General features: G+C 75.4%; 18 protein-coding genes and 1 tRNA gene. 17 read left to right on the top strand and 2 right to left on the bottom strand.

The features are described from left to right. Positions 1 to 6: 6 nt before the first annotated feature. From ACR80Q_RS17640 to holA, 11 genes are all read left to right on the top strand, one after another. The gene (locus ACR80Q_RS17640; RefSeq protein ID WP_435378967.1) at positions 7 to 180 is read left to right on the top strand and encodes a hypothetical protein; all 174 of its coding nucleotides are present in this window, start codon (positions 7 to 9) and stop codon (positions 178 to 180) included. Beyond that, positions 177 to 833, top strand: a complete 657-nt coding sequence (nadD, locus tag ACR80Q_RS17635) for a nicotinate-nucleotide adenylyltransferase (protein ID WP_435378966.1) — start codon at positions 177 to 179, stop codon at positions 831 to 833. The genes ACR80Q_RS17640 and nadD overlap by 4 nt, the downstream gene beginning before the upstream one ends. Then, positions 833 to 2,740 carry a LytR C-terminal domain-containing protein gene (locus ACR80Q_RS17630; RefSeq protein ID WP_435378965.1) on the top strand — a complete coding sequence of 636 codons (1,908 nt, stop codon included), beginning with the start codon at positions 833 to 835 and terminating at the stop codon, positions 2,738 to 2,740. Before nadD ends, ACR80Q_RS17630 begins: the two co-directional genes overlap by 1 nt. Then, positions 2,737 to 3,162: a ribosome silencing factor gene (gene rsfS, locus ACR80Q_RS17625; RefSeq protein ID WP_435378964.1), complete on the top strand. Its 426-nt coding sequence runs from the start codon at positions 2,737 to 2,739 to the stop codon at positions 3,160 to 3,162. The genes ACR80Q_RS17630 and rsfS overlap by 4 nt, the downstream gene beginning before the upstream one ends. Continuing rightward, positions 3,159 to 3,869, top strand: a complete 711-nt coding sequence (locus tag ACR80Q_RS17620; RefSeq protein ID WP_435378963.1) for a histidine phosphatase family protein — start codon at positions 3,159 to 3,161, stop codon at positions 3,867 to 3,869. Before rsfS ends, ACR80Q_RS17620 begins: the two co-directional genes overlap by 4 nt. A gap of 57 nt (positions 3,870 to 3,926) precedes the next feature. Next, positions 3,927 to 3,999: transfer RNA gene (locus ACR80Q_RS17615), tRNA-Ala, on the top strand. A gap of 241 nt (positions 4,000 to 4,240) precedes the next feature. Next, positions 4,241 to 6,766 (top strand): leucine--tRNA ligase, encoded by a 2,526-nt coding sequence (leuS, locus tag ACR80Q_RS17610; RefSeq protein WP_435378962.1) that lies wholly within the window; start codon positions 4,241 to 4,243, stop codon positions 6,764 to 6,766. Between the two features lie 2 nt (positions 6,767 to 6,768). After that, entirely contained in the window at positions 6,769 to 7,632 is an 864-nt protein-coding gene (locus tag ACR80Q_RS17605) for a DegV family protein (RefSeq protein ID WP_435378961.1), read from the top strand. A gap of 157 nt (positions 7,633 to 7,789) precedes the next feature. Next, positions 7,790 to 8,851: a helix-hairpin-helix domain-containing protein gene (locus ACR80Q_RS17600; RefSeq protein WP_435378960.1), complete on the top strand. Its 1,062-nt coding sequence runs from the start codon at positions 7,790 to 7,792 to the stop codon at positions 8,849 to 8,851. Further along, a complete protein-coding gene (locus ACR80Q_RS17595) occupies positions 8,848 to 11,538 on the top strand; it encodes a ComEC/Rec2 family competence protein (RefSeq protein WP_435378959.1) in 2,691 nt (896 codons plus the stop codon). The genes ACR80Q_RS17600 and ACR80Q_RS17595 overlap by 4 nt, the downstream gene beginning before the upstream one ends. Before the next feature lie 4 nt (positions 11,539 to 11,542). After that, positions 11,543 to 12,589: a DNA polymerase III subunit delta gene (gene holA / locus ACR80Q_RS17590; protein ID WP_435378958.1), complete on the top strand. Its 1,047-nt coding sequence runs from the start codon at positions 11,543 to 11,545 to the stop codon at positions 12,587 to 12,589. A gap of 160 nt (positions 12,590 to 12,749) precedes the next feature. On the opposite strand, the gene rpsT is transcribed toward holA, so the two are convergent. Further along, complete coding sequence (rpsT, locus tag ACR80Q_RS17585; protein WP_435378957.1) at positions 12,750 to 13,010, bottom strand: 30S ribosomal protein S20; 261 nt, start codon at positions 13,008 to 13,010, stop codon at positions 12,750 to 12,752. 197 nt (positions 13,011 to 13,207) lie between these two features. Between rpsT and ACR80Q_RS17580 the strand changes: the two genes are divergently transcribed. The 6 genes from ACR80Q_RS17580 (at position 13,208) to hemW (ending at position 20,567) form a co-directional block, all read left to right on the top strand. Further along, positions 13,208 to 14,854 carry a circularly permuted type 2 ATP-grasp protein gene (locus tag ACR80Q_RS17580; RefSeq protein ID WP_435378956.1) on the top strand — a complete coding sequence of 549 codons (1,647 nt, stop codon included), beginning with the start codon at positions 13,208 to 13,210 and terminating at the stop codon, positions 14,852 to 14,854. Next, positions 14,848 to 15,786 (top strand): alpha-E domain-containing protein, encoded by a 939-nt coding sequence (locus ACR80Q_RS17575; RefSeq protein ID WP_435378955.1) that lies wholly within the window; start codon positions 14,848 to 14,850, stop codon positions 15,784 to 15,786. Before ACR80Q_RS17580 ends, ACR80Q_RS17575 begins: the two co-directional genes overlap by 7 nt. Further along, positions 15,783 to 16,721 (top strand): transglutaminase family protein, encoded by a 939-nt coding sequence (locus ACR80Q_RS17570; RefSeq protein ID WP_435378954.1) that lies wholly within the window; start codon positions 15,783 to 15,785, stop codon positions 16,719 to 16,721. Before ACR80Q_RS17575 ends, ACR80Q_RS17570 begins: the two co-directional genes overlap by 4 nt. Positions 16,722 to 16,796: 75 nt before the next feature. Next, entirely contained in the window at positions 16,797 to 18,653 is a 1,857-nt protein-coding gene (lepA, locus tag ACR80Q_RS17565; protein WP_435378953.1) for a translation elongation factor 4, read from the top strand. Next, entirely contained in the window at positions 18,650 to 19,333 is a 684-nt protein-coding gene (locus ACR80Q_RS17560) for an MOSC domain-containing protein (protein WP_435378952.1), read from the top strand. The genes lepA and ACR80Q_RS17560 overlap by 4 nt, the downstream gene beginning before the upstream one ends. Position 19,334: 1 nt before the next feature. Then, a complete protein-coding gene (hemW, locus tag ACR80Q_RS17555; protein WP_435378951.1) occupies positions 19,335 to 20,567 on the top strand; it encodes a radical SAM family heme chaperone HemW in 1,233 nt (410 codons plus the stop codon). Positions 20,568 to 20,595: 28 nt separating this feature from the next. Here hemW and ACR80Q_RS17550 read toward each other — a convergent pair. Then, positions 20,596 to 20,946 (bottom strand): DUF4870 domain-containing protein (locus ACR80Q_RS17550; protein ID WP_435378950.1); only part of this gene is annotated, 351 nt, incomplete at its 5' end.

The following is a 20,946-nucleotide window of genomic DNA, read 5'->3' as shown; positions in this document are numbered from 1 at the left end:
GGTCACATGAGCAGCAGCATCGTCGCAGGCGTCCTGGCCGCGGCCGGCGAGACCGGCACGGAGATGGCCCAGATCGAGCTGCCCATCCCGGTGCTCGGGTTCGGGATCATCACGTTCGTGACGTTCATGGCGCTGCTGGCGATCACCTACGCGTTCAAGAACGTGGCCGCCCGACGGTGACGTCCGCGCCGACCCGGCGGCCCCGGCTCGGGGTCATGGGCGGCACCTTCGACCCGCTGCACCACGGCCACCTGGTCGCGGCCAGCGAGGTCGCGGCGCGGTTCGGGCTGGACGAGGTCGTCTTCGTCCCCACAGGGCAGCCCTGGCAGAAGGCCGACCGCGAGGTCAGCCCCGCCGAGGACCGGTACCTGATGACCGTGGTCGCCACGGCCGCCGACCCGCGGTTCACGGTGTCCAGGGTCGACGTCGACCGGCCGGGCCCGACGTTCACCACCGACACCCTGCGCGACCTCGCGGCCGCCCGGCCCGGGGCCGAGCTGTTCTTCATCACCGGGGCGGACGCGCTGGAGCAGATCGTGTCCTGGAAGGACGTCGAGGTGCTGTGGCACCTCGCGCACTTCGTCGCGGTCAGCCGTCCCGGCCACCCGCTGGACGTGTCGGGCCTGCCCGACGGGTCCGTGAGCGTGGTCGAGATCCCCGCCCTGGCCATCTCCAGCTCCGACATCCGCCGACGGGTGCACGAGGGGCGGCCGATCCGCTACCTCGTGCCGACGGGTGTGCTCCAGTACATCGCCAAGTCCGGGCTCTACCGTGACGAGGGCGACCCACGGCCCGACCGACCGGGCCCGTACGCCGACGCGGAGGTGTCCTGATGCCCGACGACGACCGTCCTGACGTGCCCGACGGCGCCGGCGACACCGGCGTGCAGCGGGCCCTGGGCGAGCGTCGTCGTCGTCGTCTCGCCGAACGCTCCGGGCAGGTCGACCTCGACGCGACCATGTCCCACTGGCCCGTCACCGACCCGCCCGCGGCACCCCGTCCCGTGGTCCGTCCGGCGCGGCCGACCGTGGCGGGCGTGGCGACCGAGCCCGCCGTGCCGCCACCCGGGCAGCTGGTCGTCGGCCCCCTGGTCGAGGCTCGCCGTGCGGGCGACGCGACGGGCCCCACGGCCGTGGCCGCTGGTGGTCGCCGCTCACGCCGCCGTGCCGCGGCGGGGCCGGTGGGGGACGGCCCAGGCCCCGGCCCGGCAGGCCCCGGTGCCACCGGCCCCGGTCCCGCGGGCCCCGGTGCCGCCGCCGACCCCGCGACCGGTGGCGGGGCGACGAACATCCTCGCCGGGGGGGCGGGGCGGAGCCCGTCGACGTCCCCCGACCCGGTCGACGCCGGGGCGGGCTCGTCCCCGGGCGAGGGGTACCCGCGGAGCGGGCGCCGCTCCGCTGCGGACCAGGCGTCGCCGTTCCCCCCCGGCCCCTCGCCCACGCCGTCGCCGGTGCGGCCCGGGCGACGCGACGACCAGGGCGCGACGGCGTCCCGCGACGGGTCGGGTCCCCGCCGGCCCCGGTTGTCCTGGCCGCCCGGTCCCCTCGAGCTCGGCCTGGCCGCCGCGGCCGTGGCCGTCGTCCTCCTCGTGGTCGTGCTCCTGGCGGGGCTGCTCGACGGCCAGGACGACACCGCCGCCCTGGCGCCGGCGGCGGGGGCCGCCACCCAGCAGACGTCGGCGCTGACCCTCACCGGGCCGGACGGCGCGGTGGCGGCGGCGGCGGTGCTGGGGGTCGACTCCGCCCGGCTGTCGACGCTGCTGCTCCCCGCGGACCTGCTGCTGACCGTCGCCGACGCCGGGGACGTGTCGCTGTCGCAGGCGGTCGCCCTGGGCCCGGAGGCCGTCCGCCGAGGCCTGGAGGACACCCTGCTGCTGCGGGTGGACCAGGTCGTCCTGCTCCAGCCGCAGCAGGTCGCGACCCTGGTCGACGCCGCCGGCGGGGTGGTGCTGGACGTCGGCACGCAGGTGGTGACCGACGACGTCGTCGTCGCGGCCGGTGAGGACCAGCGTCTGTCCGGCGCCCAGGCGGTCGCCTACGCCACGCTGCAGGCCGACGGCGAGCCGGTCGAGACGGGGTTGGCCCGCTTCGGCGACGTCCTGGCGGCCCTGCTCGAGGCGCTGCCGCAGGAGCAGGACGCCGCCGCGACGGCGCTGGCGGCCGCGCAGGTCAGCGCCGGCGCGAGCGGCGGGGGCGACGGCGCCGGGCCCGAGGCGCTGCCCGCCCTCGTGGCCACCGCCGCCCAGCGCTCCGGCTCCGGCAGCACGCAGGCCGTCGTGCTGCCGACCACCGAGGTGACGGCGGGCCAGACCGACCTGCGGGGCGTGGACGAGGGCAGCGTCGAGGCCGCGCTCGGCACCCGCTTCGCCGGGGCGCGGCTGCCCGTCGCGGCCGTCGGCGACGTGCGCGTCGTCGTGCGGAACGGGACCGGCGGCTCGGGACTGGTCGGGCGGGCCCGCGACCTGCTGGTCGGGGCCGGGCTGCGCTACAGCGGGGGCGGCAACGCCGCCCAGTTCGGCCAGGAGTCCACGGCCGTCCTGGTGGCCTCCGAGGAGCCCGAGGACCGCGCCCAGGGCGAGGCCGTGGCCCTCGCGCTCGGCGTCCCCGAGGGCGCCCTGCAGGTCAACGCCGAGGCCATGGTCGACACGGACGTGGTCGTCGTGCTCGGTGACGACTTCGCCGCCGCTACCCAGGACGACCCCAGCAGCCCCACCGAACCCACCACAGGAGACCTTCCATGACAGCCAGCGAACACGCCGTCCAGCTCGCCACCGCCGCGGCCGAGGCGGCCGCCGACAAGCTCGCCACGAACGTCGTCGCCCTCGACGTCAGCGGTCAGCTCGTGATCACCGACGTCTTCGTCGTGGCCTCCGCCGCCAACGACCGGCAGGTGCGGGCCATCGTCGACGGGGTCGAGGACCGGCTCCGTGAGCTCGGGGCCAAGCCCGTGCGCCGCGAGGGCGAGAAGGACGGCCGCTGGGTCCTGCTGGACTACGCGGAGATCGTCGTCCACGTGCAGCACAGCGAGGAGCGCGAGTACTACGCGCTGGAGCGGCTGTGGAAGGACTGCCCGGTCGTCCCGCTGCCCGAGCACGCCCGCGGCCGGCGGGGGGCCGACGCCCTCGGCGACCCGCAGGACGCGGCCACCGACGACCTGGCGTGAGCCGCGGTACGGGTCCCGGGGAGGGCCCCGCGACACCCGGTGGGCTCGTCGTGCTGCTCCGTCACGGCGAGACGGCGTGGAACGTCGAGCACCGCTTCCAGGGCCAGCACGACACCGACCTCACCGACGCCGGGCGGGCGCAGGCCGCGGCGGCGGCGCAGGCCCTGGGCGACGCCGTGGGCGCGCGCCCGGTCCGGCTGGTCTCCAGCGACCTGTCCCGGGCGCGCGGGACCGCCGCGGCCGCGGGGGAGGCGCTGGGCGTGCCCGTGCTGCTCGACGCCCGGCTGCGCGAGATCGCGGCCGGTCGTTGGCAGGGTCTGCTCCAGCCCGAGATCGAGGCGATGGACCCGGAGGCGTTCGCCGCCTGGCGTGCGGGTGACGACGTGGTGCTCGGCGGGGACGAACGGCCGAGCGAGGCGGGGGAGCGGGTCCGGGCGGCCGTCACCGAGCACGCCGAGGCCTGCGACGAGGGACAGCTGCTCGTCGTGGTGGGTCACGGGGCCAGCATCCGCTCGGGCCTGGCGGCCCTGCTGGGCCAGCCCGACCTGCGGCGCGTCCTGGTCCCGCTGGGCAACACCGGTACCGCTGTCCTCAGCGCCGGGACCACCCGGGGGCAGGCGTGGCGGCTGCACGGCTGGAACGTCCCGCCGGGGGTCCTGGGCGAGGTCCTCTGGCGTCGCGCGGGAGTCTCCGCAGCGGTCACATAGTGCCTCTGAGCACCGGTTTCGTCGTCACGGCGGATTCCGTCTAGACTCTTGGACCGCGGGGCTGTGGCGCAGCTGGTAGCGCACCTCCATGGCATGGAGGGGGTCAGGAGTTCGAGTCTCCTCAGCTCCACCCGCACGACAGGCGGTCCACCTCGGTGGGCCGCCTTCGTCGTACCCGGGGGGTGACCACGGCCCACGACGCGTCCGGTCCGCGCGCTATCGTGCATGCGTGCAGCACCGCGACCTCCTCCTCGCCGGGCCGCGCTGAGCAGACCGCCACGACCGGCGGACCAGCGCGGCGGCCCCTCCTCGTCGAGGGGCTTTTTCGTGCCCGGGTCGCGGCCCGCACCTCTCGACAGCAGGAGAACCGGATGACGACGCAGGACGACAGGACCACCGTGGACGCGACGGAGCCCGAGCGCTGGGACCCCCACGCCCTCGAGGCGCGCTGGCTGTCGGTGTGGGACGAGGCGAAGCCGTTCGCCGCGGGCGCCTCGGGCGACGGGCGCCCGGGCAAGTACGTCCTCGACATGTTCCCGTACCCCTCCGGTGACCTGCACATGGGCCACGCGGAGGCCTACGCGCTGGGCGACGTCATCGCGCGGTACTGGGTGCAGCAGGGCTTCGACGTGCTGCACCCGATCGGCTGGGACGCCTTCGGCCTGCCGGCCGAGAACGCGGCGATCAAGCGGGGGGTCGACCCCGGCGTCTGGACCCGGGAGAACATCGCCCAGCAGAAGGCGTCGATGCGCCGCTACGCCTGCAGCTTCGACTGGGACCGGGTGCTGGCCACCTGCGAACCGGAGTACTACCGCTGGAACCAGTGGCTGTTCCTGCGGATGCACGAGAAGGGCCTGGCCTACCGCCGCCCGAGCCAGGTCAACTGGTGCCCGGAGGACCAGACCGTGCTGGCCAACGAGCAGGTCGTCCAGGGCCGCTGCGAGCGCTGCGGCACCGCGGTCACCAAGAAGAAGCTCACCCAGTGGTACCTGAAGATCACCGACTACGCCGACCGGTTGCTGGACGACATGGACCAGCTGCAGGGCGCCTGGCCGGACAAGGTCCTGGCCATGCAGCGCAACTGGATCGGTCGCTCCAGCGGCGCCGACGTGCAGTTCGTGGTCGAGGGCCGTGACGAGCCGGTGACGGTCTACACGACCCGTCCGGACACGCTGCACGGGGCCACGTTCTTCGTGGTGGCGGTCGACTCCGACCTCGCCGAGGAGCTGGTGGCCGACGCCGAGCCCGCCGTGCGCGAGGCCTTCGACGCCTACCTGGAGCAGGTCCGGGGCACGACCGAGATCGAGAGGCTGTCCTCCGACCGGCCCAAGACCGGCGTGTTCCTGCACCGCTACGCCGTCAACCCCGCCAACGGCGAGCGGATGCCGGTGTGGGCGGCCGACTACGTCCTGGCCGACTACGGCCACGGCGCCGTCATGGCCGTGCCTGCCCACGACCAGCGCGACCTCGACTTCGCCCTGGCCCACGACCTGCCGGTCCGGGTCGTCGTCGACGTCCGCGACCCCGACGGGCAGCCGCTGCCGGACCCCGCGGTCAGCGGGGTGGCGACCGCCGGGGACGGCGAGCTCGTCAGCTCCGGTCCGCTGGACGGGCTGCGCAAGACCGAGGCCATCGCACGCATCAGCGAGCAGCTGGCGGCCGACGGCCTGGGCGGACCGACCGTGACGTACCGGCTGCGGGACTGGCTGATCTCGCGGCAGCGGTACTGGGGCACGCCGTTCCCGATCGTCCACTGCCCCGGCTGCGGCGAGGTCCGGGTCCCCGACGACCAGCTGCCCGTGGAGCTGCCGCCCTCGGACGGGCTGGACCTGAGCCCCAAGGGCCGGTCCCCGCTGGCCGCGGCCACCGACTGGGTCCGCACGACGTGCCCGTCCTGCGGCGGGCCCGCCGAGCGGGACACCGACACCATGGACACCTTCGTGGACTCGTCCTGGTACTTCCTGCGCTTCCTGTCGCCGCAGCTGCAGACCGCGCCGTTCGACCGGGCCGAGGCCGACCGGTGGATGCCGGTCGAGCAGTACGTCGGCGGCGTGACCCACGCGATCCTGCACCTGCTGTACTCCCGGTTCTTCACCAAGGTGCTGCACGACATGGGCATGCTCACCCCGACCGAGCCGTTCACGCGCCTGCTCAACCAGGGCATGGTGCAGATGGACGGCGCGGCGATGAGCAAGTCCAAGGGCAACCTGGTCCGGCTCGGGGAGCAGCTGGACGAGCACGGCGTCGACGCCATCCGGCTGACCATGGTGTTCGCGGGCCCGCCCGAGGACGACGTGGACTGGGCCGACGTGTCGCCCGCCGGGTCGGCGCGGTTCCTGGCCCGGGCGTGGCGGCTGGCCCGTGACGTCACCTCCGTCGTGGGCTCGGACCCGGCGACGGGGTCGCTGCCGCTGCGTCGGGTCACCCACAAGGTGGTGGCCGACGCCGCCCAGCTGGTCGAGTCGCTGCGGTTCAACGTCGCGGTCGCCCGGACGATGGAGCTCGTCAACGCCCTGCGCAAGGCCATCGACGACCCGGCCGTCGGTCCGGGGGACCCGGCGGTGCGCGAGGGCGTCGAGGCCGTCGCGGTGCTGCTCAGCCTGGTCGCGCCGTACACGGCCGAGGACATGTGGGCGACGCTGGGCCACGAGCCGTGCGTGGCCCGTGCGGGCTGGCCGACGGTCGACGACGCGCTGCTGGTGGAGGACACCGTGACCGCCGTGGTGCAGGTCAAGGGCAAGGTCCGTGACCGCCTGGAGGTCCCGCCGGGCATCGGCGAGGACGAGCTGCGCGAGCTGGCCATGGCCAGCGAGAAGGTCATCGCGTCGATCGGTGACGCCCCCGTCCGTCGGGTGATCGTGCGCGCGCCCGGCCTGGTGAACGTCGTCACGGGCTGAGCGTGGCCAGGACGGTCGTCGTCACCGACTCCACGGCCCGGCCCGTGCCGCCCGGGGTGGCGGTGGTGGACCTGGACGTCGTCGTGGACGGCGCGGCCGTGGCGGAGGCGAGCACCAGCACCGGGGACGTGCTCGCGGCGGTGCTGGCCGGGGCCGCCGTGGGGACGAGCCGCCCCTCGCCCGACGGGTTCGCCCGCGCCTACGCCGACGCGGCCGAGGGGGGCGCCTCGGCCGTGGTGTCGGTGCACCTGTCGGGTGCGCTGTCGGGCACCGTGGACGCCGCCCGGCTGGCCGCTGACGGGGCGTCGCTGCGGGTCGAGGTCGTCGACACCGGGTCGGTGGGCGCCGTGCTGTCCGCGGCGGTCCGGGCGGCGCACGAGCTCGCCGAGGACGGCGCCGACGCCACCCGGGTCGTGGCCGCCGTCGCCGGGCTGAGCGCCCGGTCGAGGACGTGGGTCTCGCCCGCCTCGCCCGGACAGCTGCAGCGAGGCGGGCGCGGGTCCGGGGCGGTCCGGACGGAGGCGAGGGGACTGGCGGCCCGGCCCGTCCTGCTGGTCGACGACGGACGGCTCGTGCCGCTGGAGCGGACCCGGACCACGGCGCGGGCGCTGGACCGGTTGTGCGAGCTGGCCCAGGAGCGCCTCGCCGAGGTGACCGCCGACCCGAGCACCGGGCTGGTGGAGGTCGTGGTGCAGCACGCGGGGGCCGAGGCCGTGGCCCGGGAGCTGGTGCGCCGCGTCGAGCGTGTCGTCGACGGCTCCGTCGTCAGGGTCGAGGAGCTGAGCCCCGTCCTGGCCGCGCACGTCGGGCCCGGCGCGGTGGGGGTGGCCGTGGTCGCGGCACCGCTGGGACCCCGCGCCCGCTGACGGGGCCGGTCGGGTCGTCGGGTCGTGCGGCCGTGGGACGGCGGCGGTCCGGCCGTGCGGCCCGCTGGCGTGTCCACAGGCGGCGGCGCGGGCCTGCCGTCCACAGCCCTGCTCGGGCGTGGGCCGGCGCCCCCGGGCGCCTGCCTAGCGTCGGGGTGTGGGCAGGGACTCCGGTGACAGCGCGAGGCTGCTGGCCAGGCTGACGTCCGGTGCGGCGGCACGTCCGACCTCCGGGTGGTCCGACGGGGACGGGGTCCCGCCGGGGGCCGCTCCCGGGACGTCGGAGGAGGACCTCGACCCGTTCCCCGCCGGGACCGGGACCGGGCGCGCCGGCGCCGCGGGTCGGGGTCGGCACGTCGACGGGGCGCCCGCTCGCCGCGGCACGGCGTGGCGGGTCACGGGGGTGCCGCCCGGTCTCGCCGTCCTGCTGCTGCTGGTGGCCGTCGTGGGGGTGCTGCTCCTGGGCCGCGGAGGCGGGGCCCAGGAGGTCCTCGTCGGACCGACCGGTGCCGCCGGCGCCACGACCACGGCCGACGGCGCCAGGACGGAGGCGGACGGGGCCGCCGGTGACGGCGCGACCGGGGAGGACGGGGGCGTGGTCGGCACCGTCGTCCCCGGGGTACCCCCGGCACCGGGCGGTCCCGAGGCCGCAGGTCCTCTCCCGCAACCCGGCGCCACCGGCGTCACCACCGGCGCGGCGGCCGGTGCCGGTGCCGGCGACTCCGGCGGCGGCCCGCTGCTGGTCCACGTGGACGGGGCGGTGGCGCGGCCCGGCGTGGTGCAGCTCCCGCCCGGCGCGCGGGTCGGGGACGCCGTGCAGGCCGCGGGCGGGGCCACGGACGAGGCCGACACCCGCCTGGTCAACCTCGCCCGCCCGCTGAGCGACGGCGAGCTCGTCGTCGTGCCCCGACCGGGGGAGCAGGCCCTCGCCCAGGCGGCCGCCGGTGCGGGTGCCGGACCGGGTGCAGCGCCCGGCGCCGGTCCTGGCCCCGGTTCCGGGGCCGGTTCCGGGGCGACGCCGTCCGGTGGCCTCGTGGACCTCAACTCGGCCGACGCCGCGGTCCTCGACGAGCTGCCGGGGATCGGTCCGGTGCTGGCCGAACGCATCGTCGCCTGGCGGGAGGAGTCCGGACCCTTCGCCACGGTCGACGACCTCACCGCCGTGAGCGGCATCGGTCCGGCGGTGCTGTCCGACATCCGCGACCTGGTCACGGTGTGACGGCGGCCGGCGCACCCCGGGCCGTCCACGACGTCAGGCTGGTCCCCGCGGCCCTGCTGGCCTGGGGGGCCGCGTGGTGGGCGGTGGCGGCCCCACCCGCGGCGGGCCGGTCGGCCGCGGTGGCCGTGCTCGGGGTGGGTCTGCTCGCCGTGGCCGGTCTCCTGGCCCGTCGGCCCCGGCTGCGCGAGGGGGCGGGTGTGGTGGCCGTGGCTGCCGCGCTCGTGGCCCTGGTGCTGGGGCTCACGTCCTGGCACGGGGAACGCCGCGCGCCGCCGGTGGTGGTCGACGTGGCCGCTCGCTCGGGGACGGCGCTGGTCGAGCTGGTCGTGGCGGGGGACCCCGTCCGCGGCAGCGGGGAGATGGCCTGGCAGCGGGAGCAGGTCCGGCTGCGGGTGGTCCTCGTCGAGGTCGTGGCGCCGGGTAGCCGTGGGGACCCGGCGGAGCCCGTGGCGCTGCGGGTGCCCGCGTCGCTGAGCGGTGACCAGGCGTGGGCGTCGGCCCGGTGGGGCGAGCGGGTCCGGGTGAGGCTCGCGCTCGAAGCGGCCCCGCCGGGGGCGCCGTACACGGTGTTCGCCCGTCCGGCCGGGCCGGTGCAGGTGGTCGGCGAACCACGGTGGTGGTGGCGGGCCGCCGAGCGGCTGCGGTCCGGGCTGCTCCTCGCGTCGACGGGGGCTGAGGTCGGGCCGGGGGCTGCGGCCGGACCGGGGGCTGTCCTGGGACCGGCAGCTCCTCCGGGGTCCGTGGCCCGGGACGGACCGCTCGCCGACGGCGCGGTCCTGCTGCCCGGCCTGGTCGTCGGCGACACCAGCGCACAACCCGCGGACCTCGTCGACGACATGCGAGCGGCCGGGCTGACCCACCTGACGGCCGTCAGCGGCGCCAACGTGAGCATCGTCTGCGGCGGCGTCCTGCTGCTGTGCGTCCTGCTGCGCGTCGGCCGTCGGGGTGGGGTCCTGCTCGCGGCGGTGGCCCTGGTGGCGCTGGTGGTGGTCGCCCGGCCCGAGCCGAGCGTGCTCCGGGCGGCGGTCATGGGTTCGGTGGGCCTGGCCGGGCTGCTGCTCGGGCGACGCGGGGGTGGGGTGTCCGCCCTGGCCCTGGCCGTCGTCGCGGTCCTGCTGGTGGACCCCTGGCTGTCGCGCGCCCCCGGGTTCCGGCTCAGCGTGCTGGCGACCGGCGCGCTGGTGCTGTGCAGCCTGCCCTGGGCCCGTGCCCTGGGGCGGGTGCTGCCACGCTCACCGGCCCTGGTGCTGGCCGTGCCCGCGGCGGCCCAGGCGGCGGTCACCCCGGCCCTGGTTGGTCTCGAGCCCGTGGTCAGCCTGTACGCGCTGCCCGCCAACGTCCTGGCCGCCCCGGCGGTCGCCCCGGCCACGGTGATCGGGGTGGTGGCGGCGCTGCTGTCGTTGGTGCACCCCGCGGTGGCGGCGCTCGTCGCCACCCCGGCACGCTGGTGCGCGGCCTGGATCGCGGTCGTCGCCAGGACGTCCGCCGACCTGCCCGCCGCGACGCTGCCCTGGCCGGAGGGTCGTCCGGGCGTGGCCGGCGCGGCCGGGGCGACGGTGCTGCTGCTGGGGCTGGTGGCGCTCGTCCTCCGGCTGCTGCCGGACCGCCGAGGGGGCCGGGCCTGGGCGCCGTGGCCCGATCCGAGGACGTGGGCGCCCGCGACGCCGGAGCGCCCCGGACCGTCACGGGCGCCCGAGCCTGCGGCAGGACCGGGGTGGCGTCGCGGACCCGTGGGGGTCGCGGCCGCCCTGACCGTGGTCGTCCTGGCCCTGGCCGCCGCCCTGCCGCTGCCCGGGCGGTCGAGCTGGCCCGGGACGGACTGGGCCGTGGTCGTCTGCGACGTCGGGCAGGGTGAGAGCCTGCTGGTGCGGGTCGGTCCCGCCAGCGCCGTGGTCGTCGACACCGGACCGGACCCCGAGCCGATGGGCCGGTGCCTGCGTCGCGCCGGGGTCACGAGCGTCCCGCTGCTCGTCCTGACGCACCTGCACGCCGACCACGTCGGCGGCCTGGACGGTGTCGTGGCGACCGCGGCGGTCGGGACCGTGTGGGCCGCCGGCAGCGGGATGCCCGAAGCGCCCGGCGCCGAGCTGCAGGCGTGGGTCTCGCGGCACGGCCTGCCGCTCCGGCACCCGGCGCGGGGGACCGTGGTCCGGGTGGGCGACGTGCGCCTCGACGTGCTGTCCCCCGACCCGCGTCCGAGCGGCGCGACCGCGGGCGACTCCCAGGACGTCAACGACGCCGGGATCGTGCTGCGCCTGGACACCGGGGACCTGACCCTGCTCGCGGTCGGCGACATCGGGTCCGACGTGCAGCGCCGCCTGCTGGGCTCGGGGACGCCGCTGCGGGCCGACGTGACGACCGTGGCCCACCACGGCTCCGCCGACCAGCTGCCGGAGTTCTACGCGGCGGTGGCCCCCGGGGTGGCGGTGGCCAGCGCCGGCCGGGACAACAGCTACGGCCATCCCAGCCTCCGCGCCGTGCAGGTGGTCGGGGCCACCGGCGCGCTCGTCCTCGCCACCGCCACGCACGGCGACGTGGCACTGAGACCGGCCGGGGGACCGGGGGCCGCCGGGGCCAGCCCCGGCACCGGCGGCTCGACCGAGCCCGCCCACCCCGCCACCGTCGCGGTGCGGACGACCCGGGCGGGACCGCGTCGTCCGCGTCGTCGGCGACCCGTGCCAGCATGAGCCCGTGGCCACCCGACGAACCGGCCGAGGCAAGCCGGCCGCCCCCACCGGTCCCAGCGCCTTCGAGGTCGAACCCGCTCCTGTCGTCCTGCTGGTGGGCACCGAGCAGGCGCTCGCCGACGTCGCCTGGCGACGCCTGCTGGCCGCGGTGCGGGAGCAGACCCCCGACGTCGAGCGTCACGAGCTGGGCCCGGCCCGCTTCACCGTGGGCGACGTCAGCGCCGCCGTCGCCCCGTCGTTGTTCGGCGGGCGACGGCTCGTCGTCCTCGAGGGGCTCGAGGCCGCCGCCGGGCCGTACTCCGACGAGGTGGCCGCCGTCGCGGCCGAGCTCGCCGCCGAGCCGGACGACGAGCTCGTCCTGGTCGGCCGGCACGGGGGAGGCAACGGCGGCAAGGCGGTCCTCACCGCCCTGCAGAAGGTGCCGGGCGCCGTCACCGTGACCTGCGCCCCGGTCGCCGGGGACCGCGAGCGGGCCGAGATCGTGGTGTCCCGGCTGCGCGCGGCGGGGCGCCGGGCGGACCCGGAGGCCGTCGAGGCGCTCGTCGAGGCCCTCGGCGGGGACCTGGCCGAGCTGATGGCCGTCAGCGGCCAGCTGGCCGACACCGTCATGACGGGTCCCGTCGGGGTGGACGACGTGCGCGCCCTCGTGGGCGGGCGACGCGAGGCCAAGGGGTTCGACATCGCCGACGCCACGGTGGCCGGTCGGGCCGGCGAGGCGCTGTCCCTGCTCCGCCACGCCCTGTCCCAACGGGTCGAGCCCGTGCTGGTGGTCGGGGCCCTGGGCATGAAGCTGCGGTCCATGGCCAAGGTCGCCGGGGCGGGGCGCGGTCCCGCGGCGGCGCTGTCGAAGGAGCTGTCGATGGCGCCCTGGCAGATCGACCGGGCCCGCCGCGACCTGCAGGGCTGGGAGCCGCACGGGCTGCGTACCGCCATCGTCGCCGTGGCCGACGCCGACGCCGCCGTCAAGGGCGAGGTGCCCGGGGTGGCAGCGGCCTACGCGCTCGAGCGGGCCGTGGTGGCGGTCACCGACGCCCGTGGCCGCCGTCGCTGACCGGGACCGCAGGCCCCGGTACCCGGACCCGCCACGACATGACGGAACCCCCGAGCGTTGCTCGGGGGTTCCGGCGTGCAGGCCGAGCTGCAGCCCGGACGGTGCTCAGCGGTCAGGGACCGTCGACCTCGGGTGCCCCGGACAGCTCCGGGGCTGCGGGTCAGACGGACGCGGCCGCCGAGGCCAGCGCGGACTTGCGGTTGGCTGCCTGGTTCTTGTGGATGACGCCCTTGGAGGCCGCCTTGTCCAGACCGCGGGTGGCCTTGCGGAGCGCCTCCTCGGTGGCGGCCTTGTCGCCGCCGGCCGCGGCCTCACGGAACTGACGCACCAGGGTGCGGAGCTCCGCCTTGGCGGACTTGTTCCGCAACCGGGCCTTCTCGTTCTGGCGGTTGCGCTTGATCTGGGACTTGATGTTCGCCACGCGTGCTCACTCCGTGCTCGTCTGAGGCGCGTCGCGGCACGCGACGCGGTCGATCCTGTCTTGGGCTGCAGTGCTCGGGCCGTGCCTGCGGACGGCCAACCCCGCACGATACGTCACCGGGGTGCCGGGGCGGAAATGCAGGCCCGCGTCCCGGTCGTCCCGCTGGCCGGTCCGGAGCCCCGCACTAAGGTTCGATCATGCAGCAGGGTGACGTGCGGGACGTCGTGAGCGTCTTCGACGGGTACACCGACAAGCCCACCGCCGGAGCGGCCTGGGACGAGATGATCGCCCCCGACGGCAGCGTCCGCGTCCCCGCCCGCGCGGTCCACCAGGCCGTGTCCGGCATGTCGGTGGACGACCTGAGGTCCCGCTCGGACTCCCTCGCCGCCACGTTCCTGGACCGCGGCGTCACCTTCGACCTGGCCGGCGAGGAGCGCCCGTTCCCCATCGACGTCGTCCCGCGCGTCCTGGCGGCGGCGGAGTGGGCCACGGTCGAGGCCGGGGTCCGGCAGCGGGTCCGGGTCCTCGAACGATTCCTCGCCGACGTCTACGGGCCCATGCGGGCGGTGTCCGACGGCGTCGTGCCGCGCCACGTCATCACCTCCAGCTCGCACTTCCACCGCGAGGCGGCCGGCGTCGACCCCGCCAACGGCGTCCGGGTCCACGTGTCGGGGATCGACCTGGTCCGTGACGACGCCGGCCGGTTCTGCGTCCTGGAGGACAACGTGCGCGTCCCCAGCGGCGTGTCCTACGTGCTGGAGAACCGTCGGGCCATGACCCAGGCCCTGCCCGACCTGTTCGCGTCGATGCGGGTCCGCCCGGTCTCCGACTACCCGGAGCGGCTCCTCGCGGCCCTGCAGATGGCCGCCCCGGCCGGCGTCGACGACCCGACGGTGGTCGTGCTCACCCCCGGCGTCTACAACAGCGCCTACTTCGAGCACGCCCTGCTGGCCCGCTCCATGGGCGTCGAGCTGGTCGAGGGCCGGGACCTGGTCTGCTCGGGCAACCGGGTCCGGATGCTGACCACCTCGGGCGAGCGGCGGGTCGACGTGGTCTACCGCCGGGTCGACGACGAGTTCCTGGACCCGGTGCAGTTCCGCAGCGACTCCATGCTGGGCTGCGCGGGCCTGCTCAACGCGGCCCGCGCCGGCAGCGTGACCATCGCCAACGCGGTCGGCAACGGCGTCGCCGACGACAAGCTCGTCTACACCTACATGCCGGACCTGACCCGCTACTACCTGGGCGAGGACCCGGTCCTGGCCAACGTCGACACCTGGCGTTGCGAGGAGCCGGACCACCTGGCCGAGGTGCTCGACCGCCTGGACGAGCTGGTCGTCAAGCCCGTCGACGGCTCCGGCGGCAAGGGCATCGTCATCGGCCCGCAGGCCTCGGCGCCGCAGCTGGACGCGCTGCGGGAGCGGTTGCGGGCCGACCCCCGGGGCTGGATCGCGCAGCCCGTCGTCGCCCTGTCGACCGTCCCGACGCTGGTGGGCGAGGAGCTGGCTCCCCGCCACGTGGACCTTCGTCCGTTCGCGGTCCACGACGGCGAGGACGTGTGGGTGCTGCCGGGCGGCCTGACCCGGGTGGCGCTGCAGGAGTCCACCCTGGTGGTCAACTCCAGCCAGGGCGGCGGGTCCAAGGACACCTGGGTGCTGTCCGACCGCGCCGAGCGCGACACCACCGAGCTGGGCCGCCTCGGCGGGACCACGGAGCTGGAGATCGTGCGCTCGTCCCCGCCGGACGCGGGACCCGCCGGCGAGGGCAGCAACCAGCAGCAGGAGCAGCAGCAGCAGCAACGCCGTCGACACCAGAGCACACCCACCAGCGGGAGGCCGTCGTGCTGAGCCGGATCGCGGAGTCCCTGTTCTGGATCGGCCGCTACGTCGAACGGGCCGACGACACCGCCCGCATCGTCGACGCCCAGGTCCAGCGCATCCTCGAGGACCCGTGGCTCGACGAGGCCGAGGCCTGCGGGTCGCTGATGGCCGTCATGGGCACGCCCACCGACCGCGTGGCCGGCCCGCTGAACCGCCGCTCGCTGCTGGACACCCTGGCCTACGACCCCGTGGCCCCCAGCTCGATCGCCGGGTCGCTGGCCGCGGCACGGGAGAACGCCCGCCGCGCCCGCGAGGTCGTCTCCAGCGAGATGTGGGAGGCCCTGAACACGACGTACTACGCCATCCCGACCCGGGTCCGGGCCGCCTCGGCCCACCGGTTCGCGGGCTGGGTCCGGGAGCGCGCCGCGGTCGTCACCGGGATCGCCGACTCCACCATGAGCCGTGACGCCGGCTACCAGTTCCTCGTGCTCGGCCGCAGCCTCGAACGGGCGGACATGACCGCCCGCCTGCTGGCGACCACGGTCCTGGAGGCCGGCCCGACCTGGCAGACGATCCTGCACAGCTGCGGCGCCTACGAGGCGTTCCTGCGGACCTACCGGGGCGGTCGCTCCGGCGGTCGGTCCGACACGCAGGCGGCGGAGTTCCTGCTGCTGGACCGGTTGTTCCCGCGGTCGGTCGTCAACGCCCTGGCCACCGCGGAGCGGTGCCTGGAGGACCTGGACCCCGACGCGGGCCGGGTCGGGTACGCCGACGACGCCCGCCGCACCCTGGCCTGGACCCGGAGCCAGCTGGAGTTCCGCAGCCCGGCCGAGCTGCTGGAGGACCTACCGGTGGAGATGGAGCGGGTCCAGCAGGCCGTGTCCCGCGTCTCCGACGCCGTCAGCCGCCGGTACTTCCCGATGGGGGCCGGCGTCGAGTGGGTCCCGGAGGCGATGTGAGCTCCCAGACGCAGTCCCAGTCCCAGGGCGCCCAGTCGCAGAGCCAGGGCGGCCGGTCCCAGGGCATGGCCACCTCGCGGACGGGTCGCTCCGTCAACCGGCTGCGGATCGTCCACACCACGACCATCCAGTACGACCGCCCGGTGCGGACCTCCTACAACGAGCTCCGGATGACCCCCGCCACCCAGCCCGGCCAGACCGCGCTGGAGGCCCGGATCGAGGTGTCCCCGCGCGCGTCCGCGTTCCGGTACCGCGACTACTGGGGCAGCGAGGTCGTCGCGTTCGACACGCAGGTCCCGCACACCCGCCTGGACGTCGTGGCCACCAGCCTGGTCGAGGTGGAGCAGGCCGACGACGCCGTGCCGGAGGGGCTCAGCTGGCAGGAGCTCGCCGACGAGCAGGTCCGCGACGACCACGTCGAGTGGCTGGGCCCGCGCCCGGTGACCCGGCTCGGCCCGGACCTGGTGCAGGCCAGCCGTGAGGTGGCCGCCGGCCTCGAGCCGCACCAGGCGGCGCTGGCCGTGAGCGCCTGGGTGGGCGAGCACATGCAGTACGTGCCGGGCGTGACCGGGGTCAAGACCTCGGCGGAGGAGGCCTGGGCCGAGGGCCGCGGCGTGTGCCAGGACTTCGTCCACATCGCCCTGGGGGCGCTGCGCGGACTGGGCATCCCCGCCCGCTACGTGTCCGGCTACCTGCACCCGGACCCGGGCGCCGAGGTGGGCCGCACGGTCACCGGGCAGAGCCACGCCTGGCTCGAGTGGTGGGTGGGCGCCTGGTACCCCTTCGACCCCACCAACGGCCGCAGCGCGGGGCTGGACCACGTCGTGGTCGCCCACGGCCGCGACTACGGCGACGTGCCGCCGTTCCGGGGGGTCGTGTCCGGCGGTGCGGGCTCGCGGATGGACGTCCAGGTCGACCTGACCCGCCAGCGGTAGCCGGGCGCGCACCGGGCGCCGCCCCGGACGTGGGAAACTGCCAGCTGCCCCCACGTTCCCCACGAGGTAGGTCGAGTGCCCCCGATTCCCGCGTCCCCGCTCCCGGTCGCCGCAACCCCGCCGTCGCAGCTGCGCAACTTCTGCATCATCGCGCACATCGACCACGGCAAGTCGACGCTGGCCGACCGCATGCTGCAGCTGACGGGTGTGGTCGAGGCCCGGCAGGCCCGTGCGCAGTACCTGGACCGGATGGACATCGAGCGCGAGCGCGGCATCACCATCAAGAGCCAGGCCGTGCGCATGCCGTGGCAGGTCGGCGACGAGGTCGTCGCTCTCAACATGATCGACACGCCGGGCCACGTCGACTTCTCCTACGAGGTCTCCCGCTCGCTGGCGGCCTGCGAGGGCGCCGTGCTGCTGGTCGACGCCGCGCAGGGCATCGAGGCGCAGACCCTGGCCAACCTGTACATGGCCATGGAGAACGAGCTCGAGATCATCCCCGTGCTCAACAAGATCGACCTGCCGGCCGCCCAGCCCGAGAAGTACGCCGCCGAGCTGGCCAAGCTGGTCGGCTGCGAGCCCGAGGAGGTCCTGCGCACCTCGGGCAAGACCGGCATCGGCGTCCAGGAGCTGCTCGACAGCATCGTCAAGCGGGTCCCGCCGCCCGTCGGCGACCCCGACGCACCCGCCCGCGCCATGATCTTCGACTCCGTCTACGACACCTACCGGGGCGTCATCACCTACGTCCGGGTCATCGACGGCCGGCTCAGCCCGCGCGAGAAGATCCAGATGATGTCGACCCGCGCGGTCCACGACCTGCTCGAGATCGGCGTCGTGTCCCCGGAGCCGGTCCCCGGCGCGGGCCTGGGCGTCGGCGAGGTCGGCTACCTCATCACCGGCGTCAAGGACGTCCGCCAGTCCAAGGTCGGCGACACCGTGACCAGCGCCGTCCGCGGCGCCACCGAGGCCCTGGGCGGCTACACCGACCCCAAGCCGATGGTGTTCTCGGGCCTGTTCCCGATCGACGGCTCGGACTACCCGGACCTGCGCGACGCCCTCGACAAGCTCAAGCTCAACGACGCGGCGCTGGTGTACGAGCCGGAGACGTCCGCGGCGCTGGGCTTCGGGTTCCGGATCGGCTTCCTGGGCCTGCTGCACCTGGAGATCGTGGCCGAGCGGCTGAGCCGGGAGTTCGACCTCGACCTGATCTCCACCGCGCCCAGCGTGGTCTACCGCGTGGTGATGGAGGACGGCAGCGAGCAGGTCGTCATGAACCCGTCGGAGTTCCCGCACGGCAAGGTCAAGGACATCGTCGAGCCGGTCATCAAGGCCACGATCATCACCCCGAGCGAGTACATCGGGACGATCATGGAGCTCGCGCAGAACCGGCGCGGGACGCTCGAGGGCATGGACTACCTGTCGGAGGAGCGGGTCGAGATCCGCTACACCCTCCCGCTGGCCGAGATCGTCTTCGACTTCTTCGACGCGCTCAAGTCCCGCACCCGCGGCTACGCCTCGCTGGACTACGACCTGGCCGGCGAGCAGGCCGCGGACCTGGTCAAGGTCGACGTCCTGCTGCAGGGTGAGATCGTCGACGCGTTCTCCGCCATCGTGCACCGCGACAAGGCCTACGCCTACGGCGTCAAGATGACGGAGCGGCTGAAGGAGCTCATCCCGCGGCAGCAGTTCGAGGTGCCGATCCAGGCCGCCATCGGCAGCCGGATCATCGCGCGGGAGTCCATCCGCGCCATCCGCAAGGACGTCCTGGCCAAGTGCTACGGCGGCGACATCTCCCGCAAGCGCAAGCTGCTGGAGAAGCAGAAGGAGGGCAAGAAGCGGATGAAGATGGTGGGCCGCGTCGAGGTCCCCCAGGAGGCGTTCATCGCCGCGCTGTCCTCCGAGGTCGGCGACAAGGCCAAGGCCGAGAAGTGACCCCCGGTCCCGGGGGGACCACGGCGGCCGCGCCGACGGCGACCGCCACCGGCTCTGTGCAGGCCGTCAGCGTCACCTGGCGGACGACGGGCGAGGGGTCGCGCGCCAGCGGCATCGACAAGCGCGAGGTCGACGTCATCACGGTGGCCGAGGGCGGCGTCGAGGGCGACACGGTCGTCGACACCCGCAACCACGGCGGGCCCGACAAGGCCGTCTACGCCTACGCCGGCGAGGACGCCGACGTCTGGGCGGGCGAGCTCGGCCGGGACGTCGCGCCGGGCTGGTTCGGCGACAACCTGCGCCTGCGAGGCGTGGAGGTCTCCCACGCCGTGATCGGCGAGCGCTGGCGCGTCGGTCGGGACGTGCTCGTCGAGGTCACCCAGCCTCGGACGCCGTGCATCAAGTTCCAGCGCCACGTGGGCGAGGATCACTGGGTCAGGCGTTTCGCGCAGGCCAACCGGGTGGGGGCCTACCTGCGGGTCCTCGTCGGGGGTCGGGTCCGGGCGGGTGACCGCGTGGTCGTCGAGCACCGACCGGACCACGGCGTCACCGCCGCCCGGTGGTTCGGGGGGCAGGACCCGGCCGACGCGCGGGCCCTGCTGCGGGCCCGGGACGCCGACGGCCTGCACCTGGCCCCGTCGCTGGTGGCCCACCTCGACCACGCGCTGACGCGGGCCTGACGTGCCGGGCCCCGCCCCCGACGGCATCCCCGCCCCGGCTGACGGCTCGCTGCCGCCGCAGGTCCTCCCCGGCGCGGGCGACCGGCGCCTGGGCGTGTACGTCCACGTGCCGTTCTGCCGGGTGCGGTGCGGCTACTGCGACTTCACCACCTACACCGCCGAGGAGCTGGGCCCGCAGGCCGGGGCCAGCCGGGCCGGGTACCCGAGCGGCGTCGCCGACGAGCTGGCCCTGGCCGCCCGCGTCCTGCAGGACGCCGGGCTGCCCGGGCGGCCGGTGTCCACGGTGTTCCTGGGCGGTGGCACCCCGACCCTGCTGCCCGCGGCCGACGTGGTCACCCTGGTGCGTTCCGTGCGGGACACCTTCGGGCTGGCCGACGACGCGGAGGTCACCACCGAGGCCAACCCCGACTCCGTCGACCGGGACTACCTGCGGACGCTGGCCGACGGCGGGATCACGCGGGTGTCCTTCGGGGTGCAGTCCGCGGTGCCGCACGTCCTGGCCACGCTCGACCGGACCCACGACCCCGAGCGGGTCCCGCAGGTGGTCGCCTGGGCGCGCGAGGCGGGCCTGGGGGTGAGCCTGGACCTGATCTACGGCACGCCGGGGGAGTCGCTCGCGGACTGGCGGACCAGCCTGGACGCCGCGGTCGCGATGGCCCCGGACCACGTGTCGGCCTACGCGCTGGTCGTCGAGCCGGGCACGAAGCTCGCGGCCCGGGTCCGGCGCGGCCAGGTCGCCGCCCCCGACGACGACGACCTGGCCGACAAGTACGAGACGGCCGACGCGGTGCTGTCCGGCGCCGGGTACGGCTGGTACGAGGTCAGCAACTGGGCCCGTGAGCCGGGGCACGCCTGCCGGCACAACCTGGGTTACTGGCGCGGTGACGACTGGTGGGGCGTGGGTCCGGGGGCGCACAGCCACGTCGGTGGGGTCCGCTGGTGGAACGTGCGGCACCCGGCGGCCTGGGCCGACGCCGTGCACGCCGGTCGCAGCCCCGCCCAGGGGCGTGAGGTGCTCGACGACCCGACCCGGGCGCTGGAGGACGTGCTGCTGCGCAGCCGGCTGGCGGAGGGGATCGACCTGGCCACGCTCGCACCCTCGACCCGGGCCGAGGTGCAGCGGCTGGTGGTCGACGGGCTGCTGGACGACGCAGCCGCCCGCGCCGGTCGGGTGGTCCCGACGCTGCGCGGACGGCTGCTGGCCGACGTGGTCGCGCGCGCCCTCACCGGGTGAGGGCGTGCGGTCGCCCGCCGACGAGGGGTTACTTCACGAGGCGGAGGGCGAACGGGTACCGGTAGTTCTCGTGGCGGCTCGCGGCGAGGGTGGCGATGATGCCGAACACGATCTGCAGGATCACCACGGCGGGGATCAGCAGCAGGCCGATGCCCACGACGCTGAGGACCGTGGCCGCCACGTAGCCGATGGCGATGGTGATCTGGAAGTTCAGCGCCTCGGCGCCCTGCTCCTTGAGGTACTGGGAGCGGTCCTTGTAGATGAGGAACACGACCAGCCCGGCGATGAAGCCGATGAAGATGCCGCCGAGGTGGCCCAGCAGGGCCCAGGTCTTCTCGTCCGACTGGCTGACCGGCGCCTGGTACCCGCCGGGCTGCTG

This window comes from Aquipuribacter aurantiacus (genome assembly GCF_051216895.1).
Lineage (GTDB): Bacteria > Actinomycetota > Actinomycetes > Actinomycetales > JBBAYJ01 > Aquipuribacter.
This window is presented reverse-complemented; position numbering and strand designations above follow the sequence as displayed.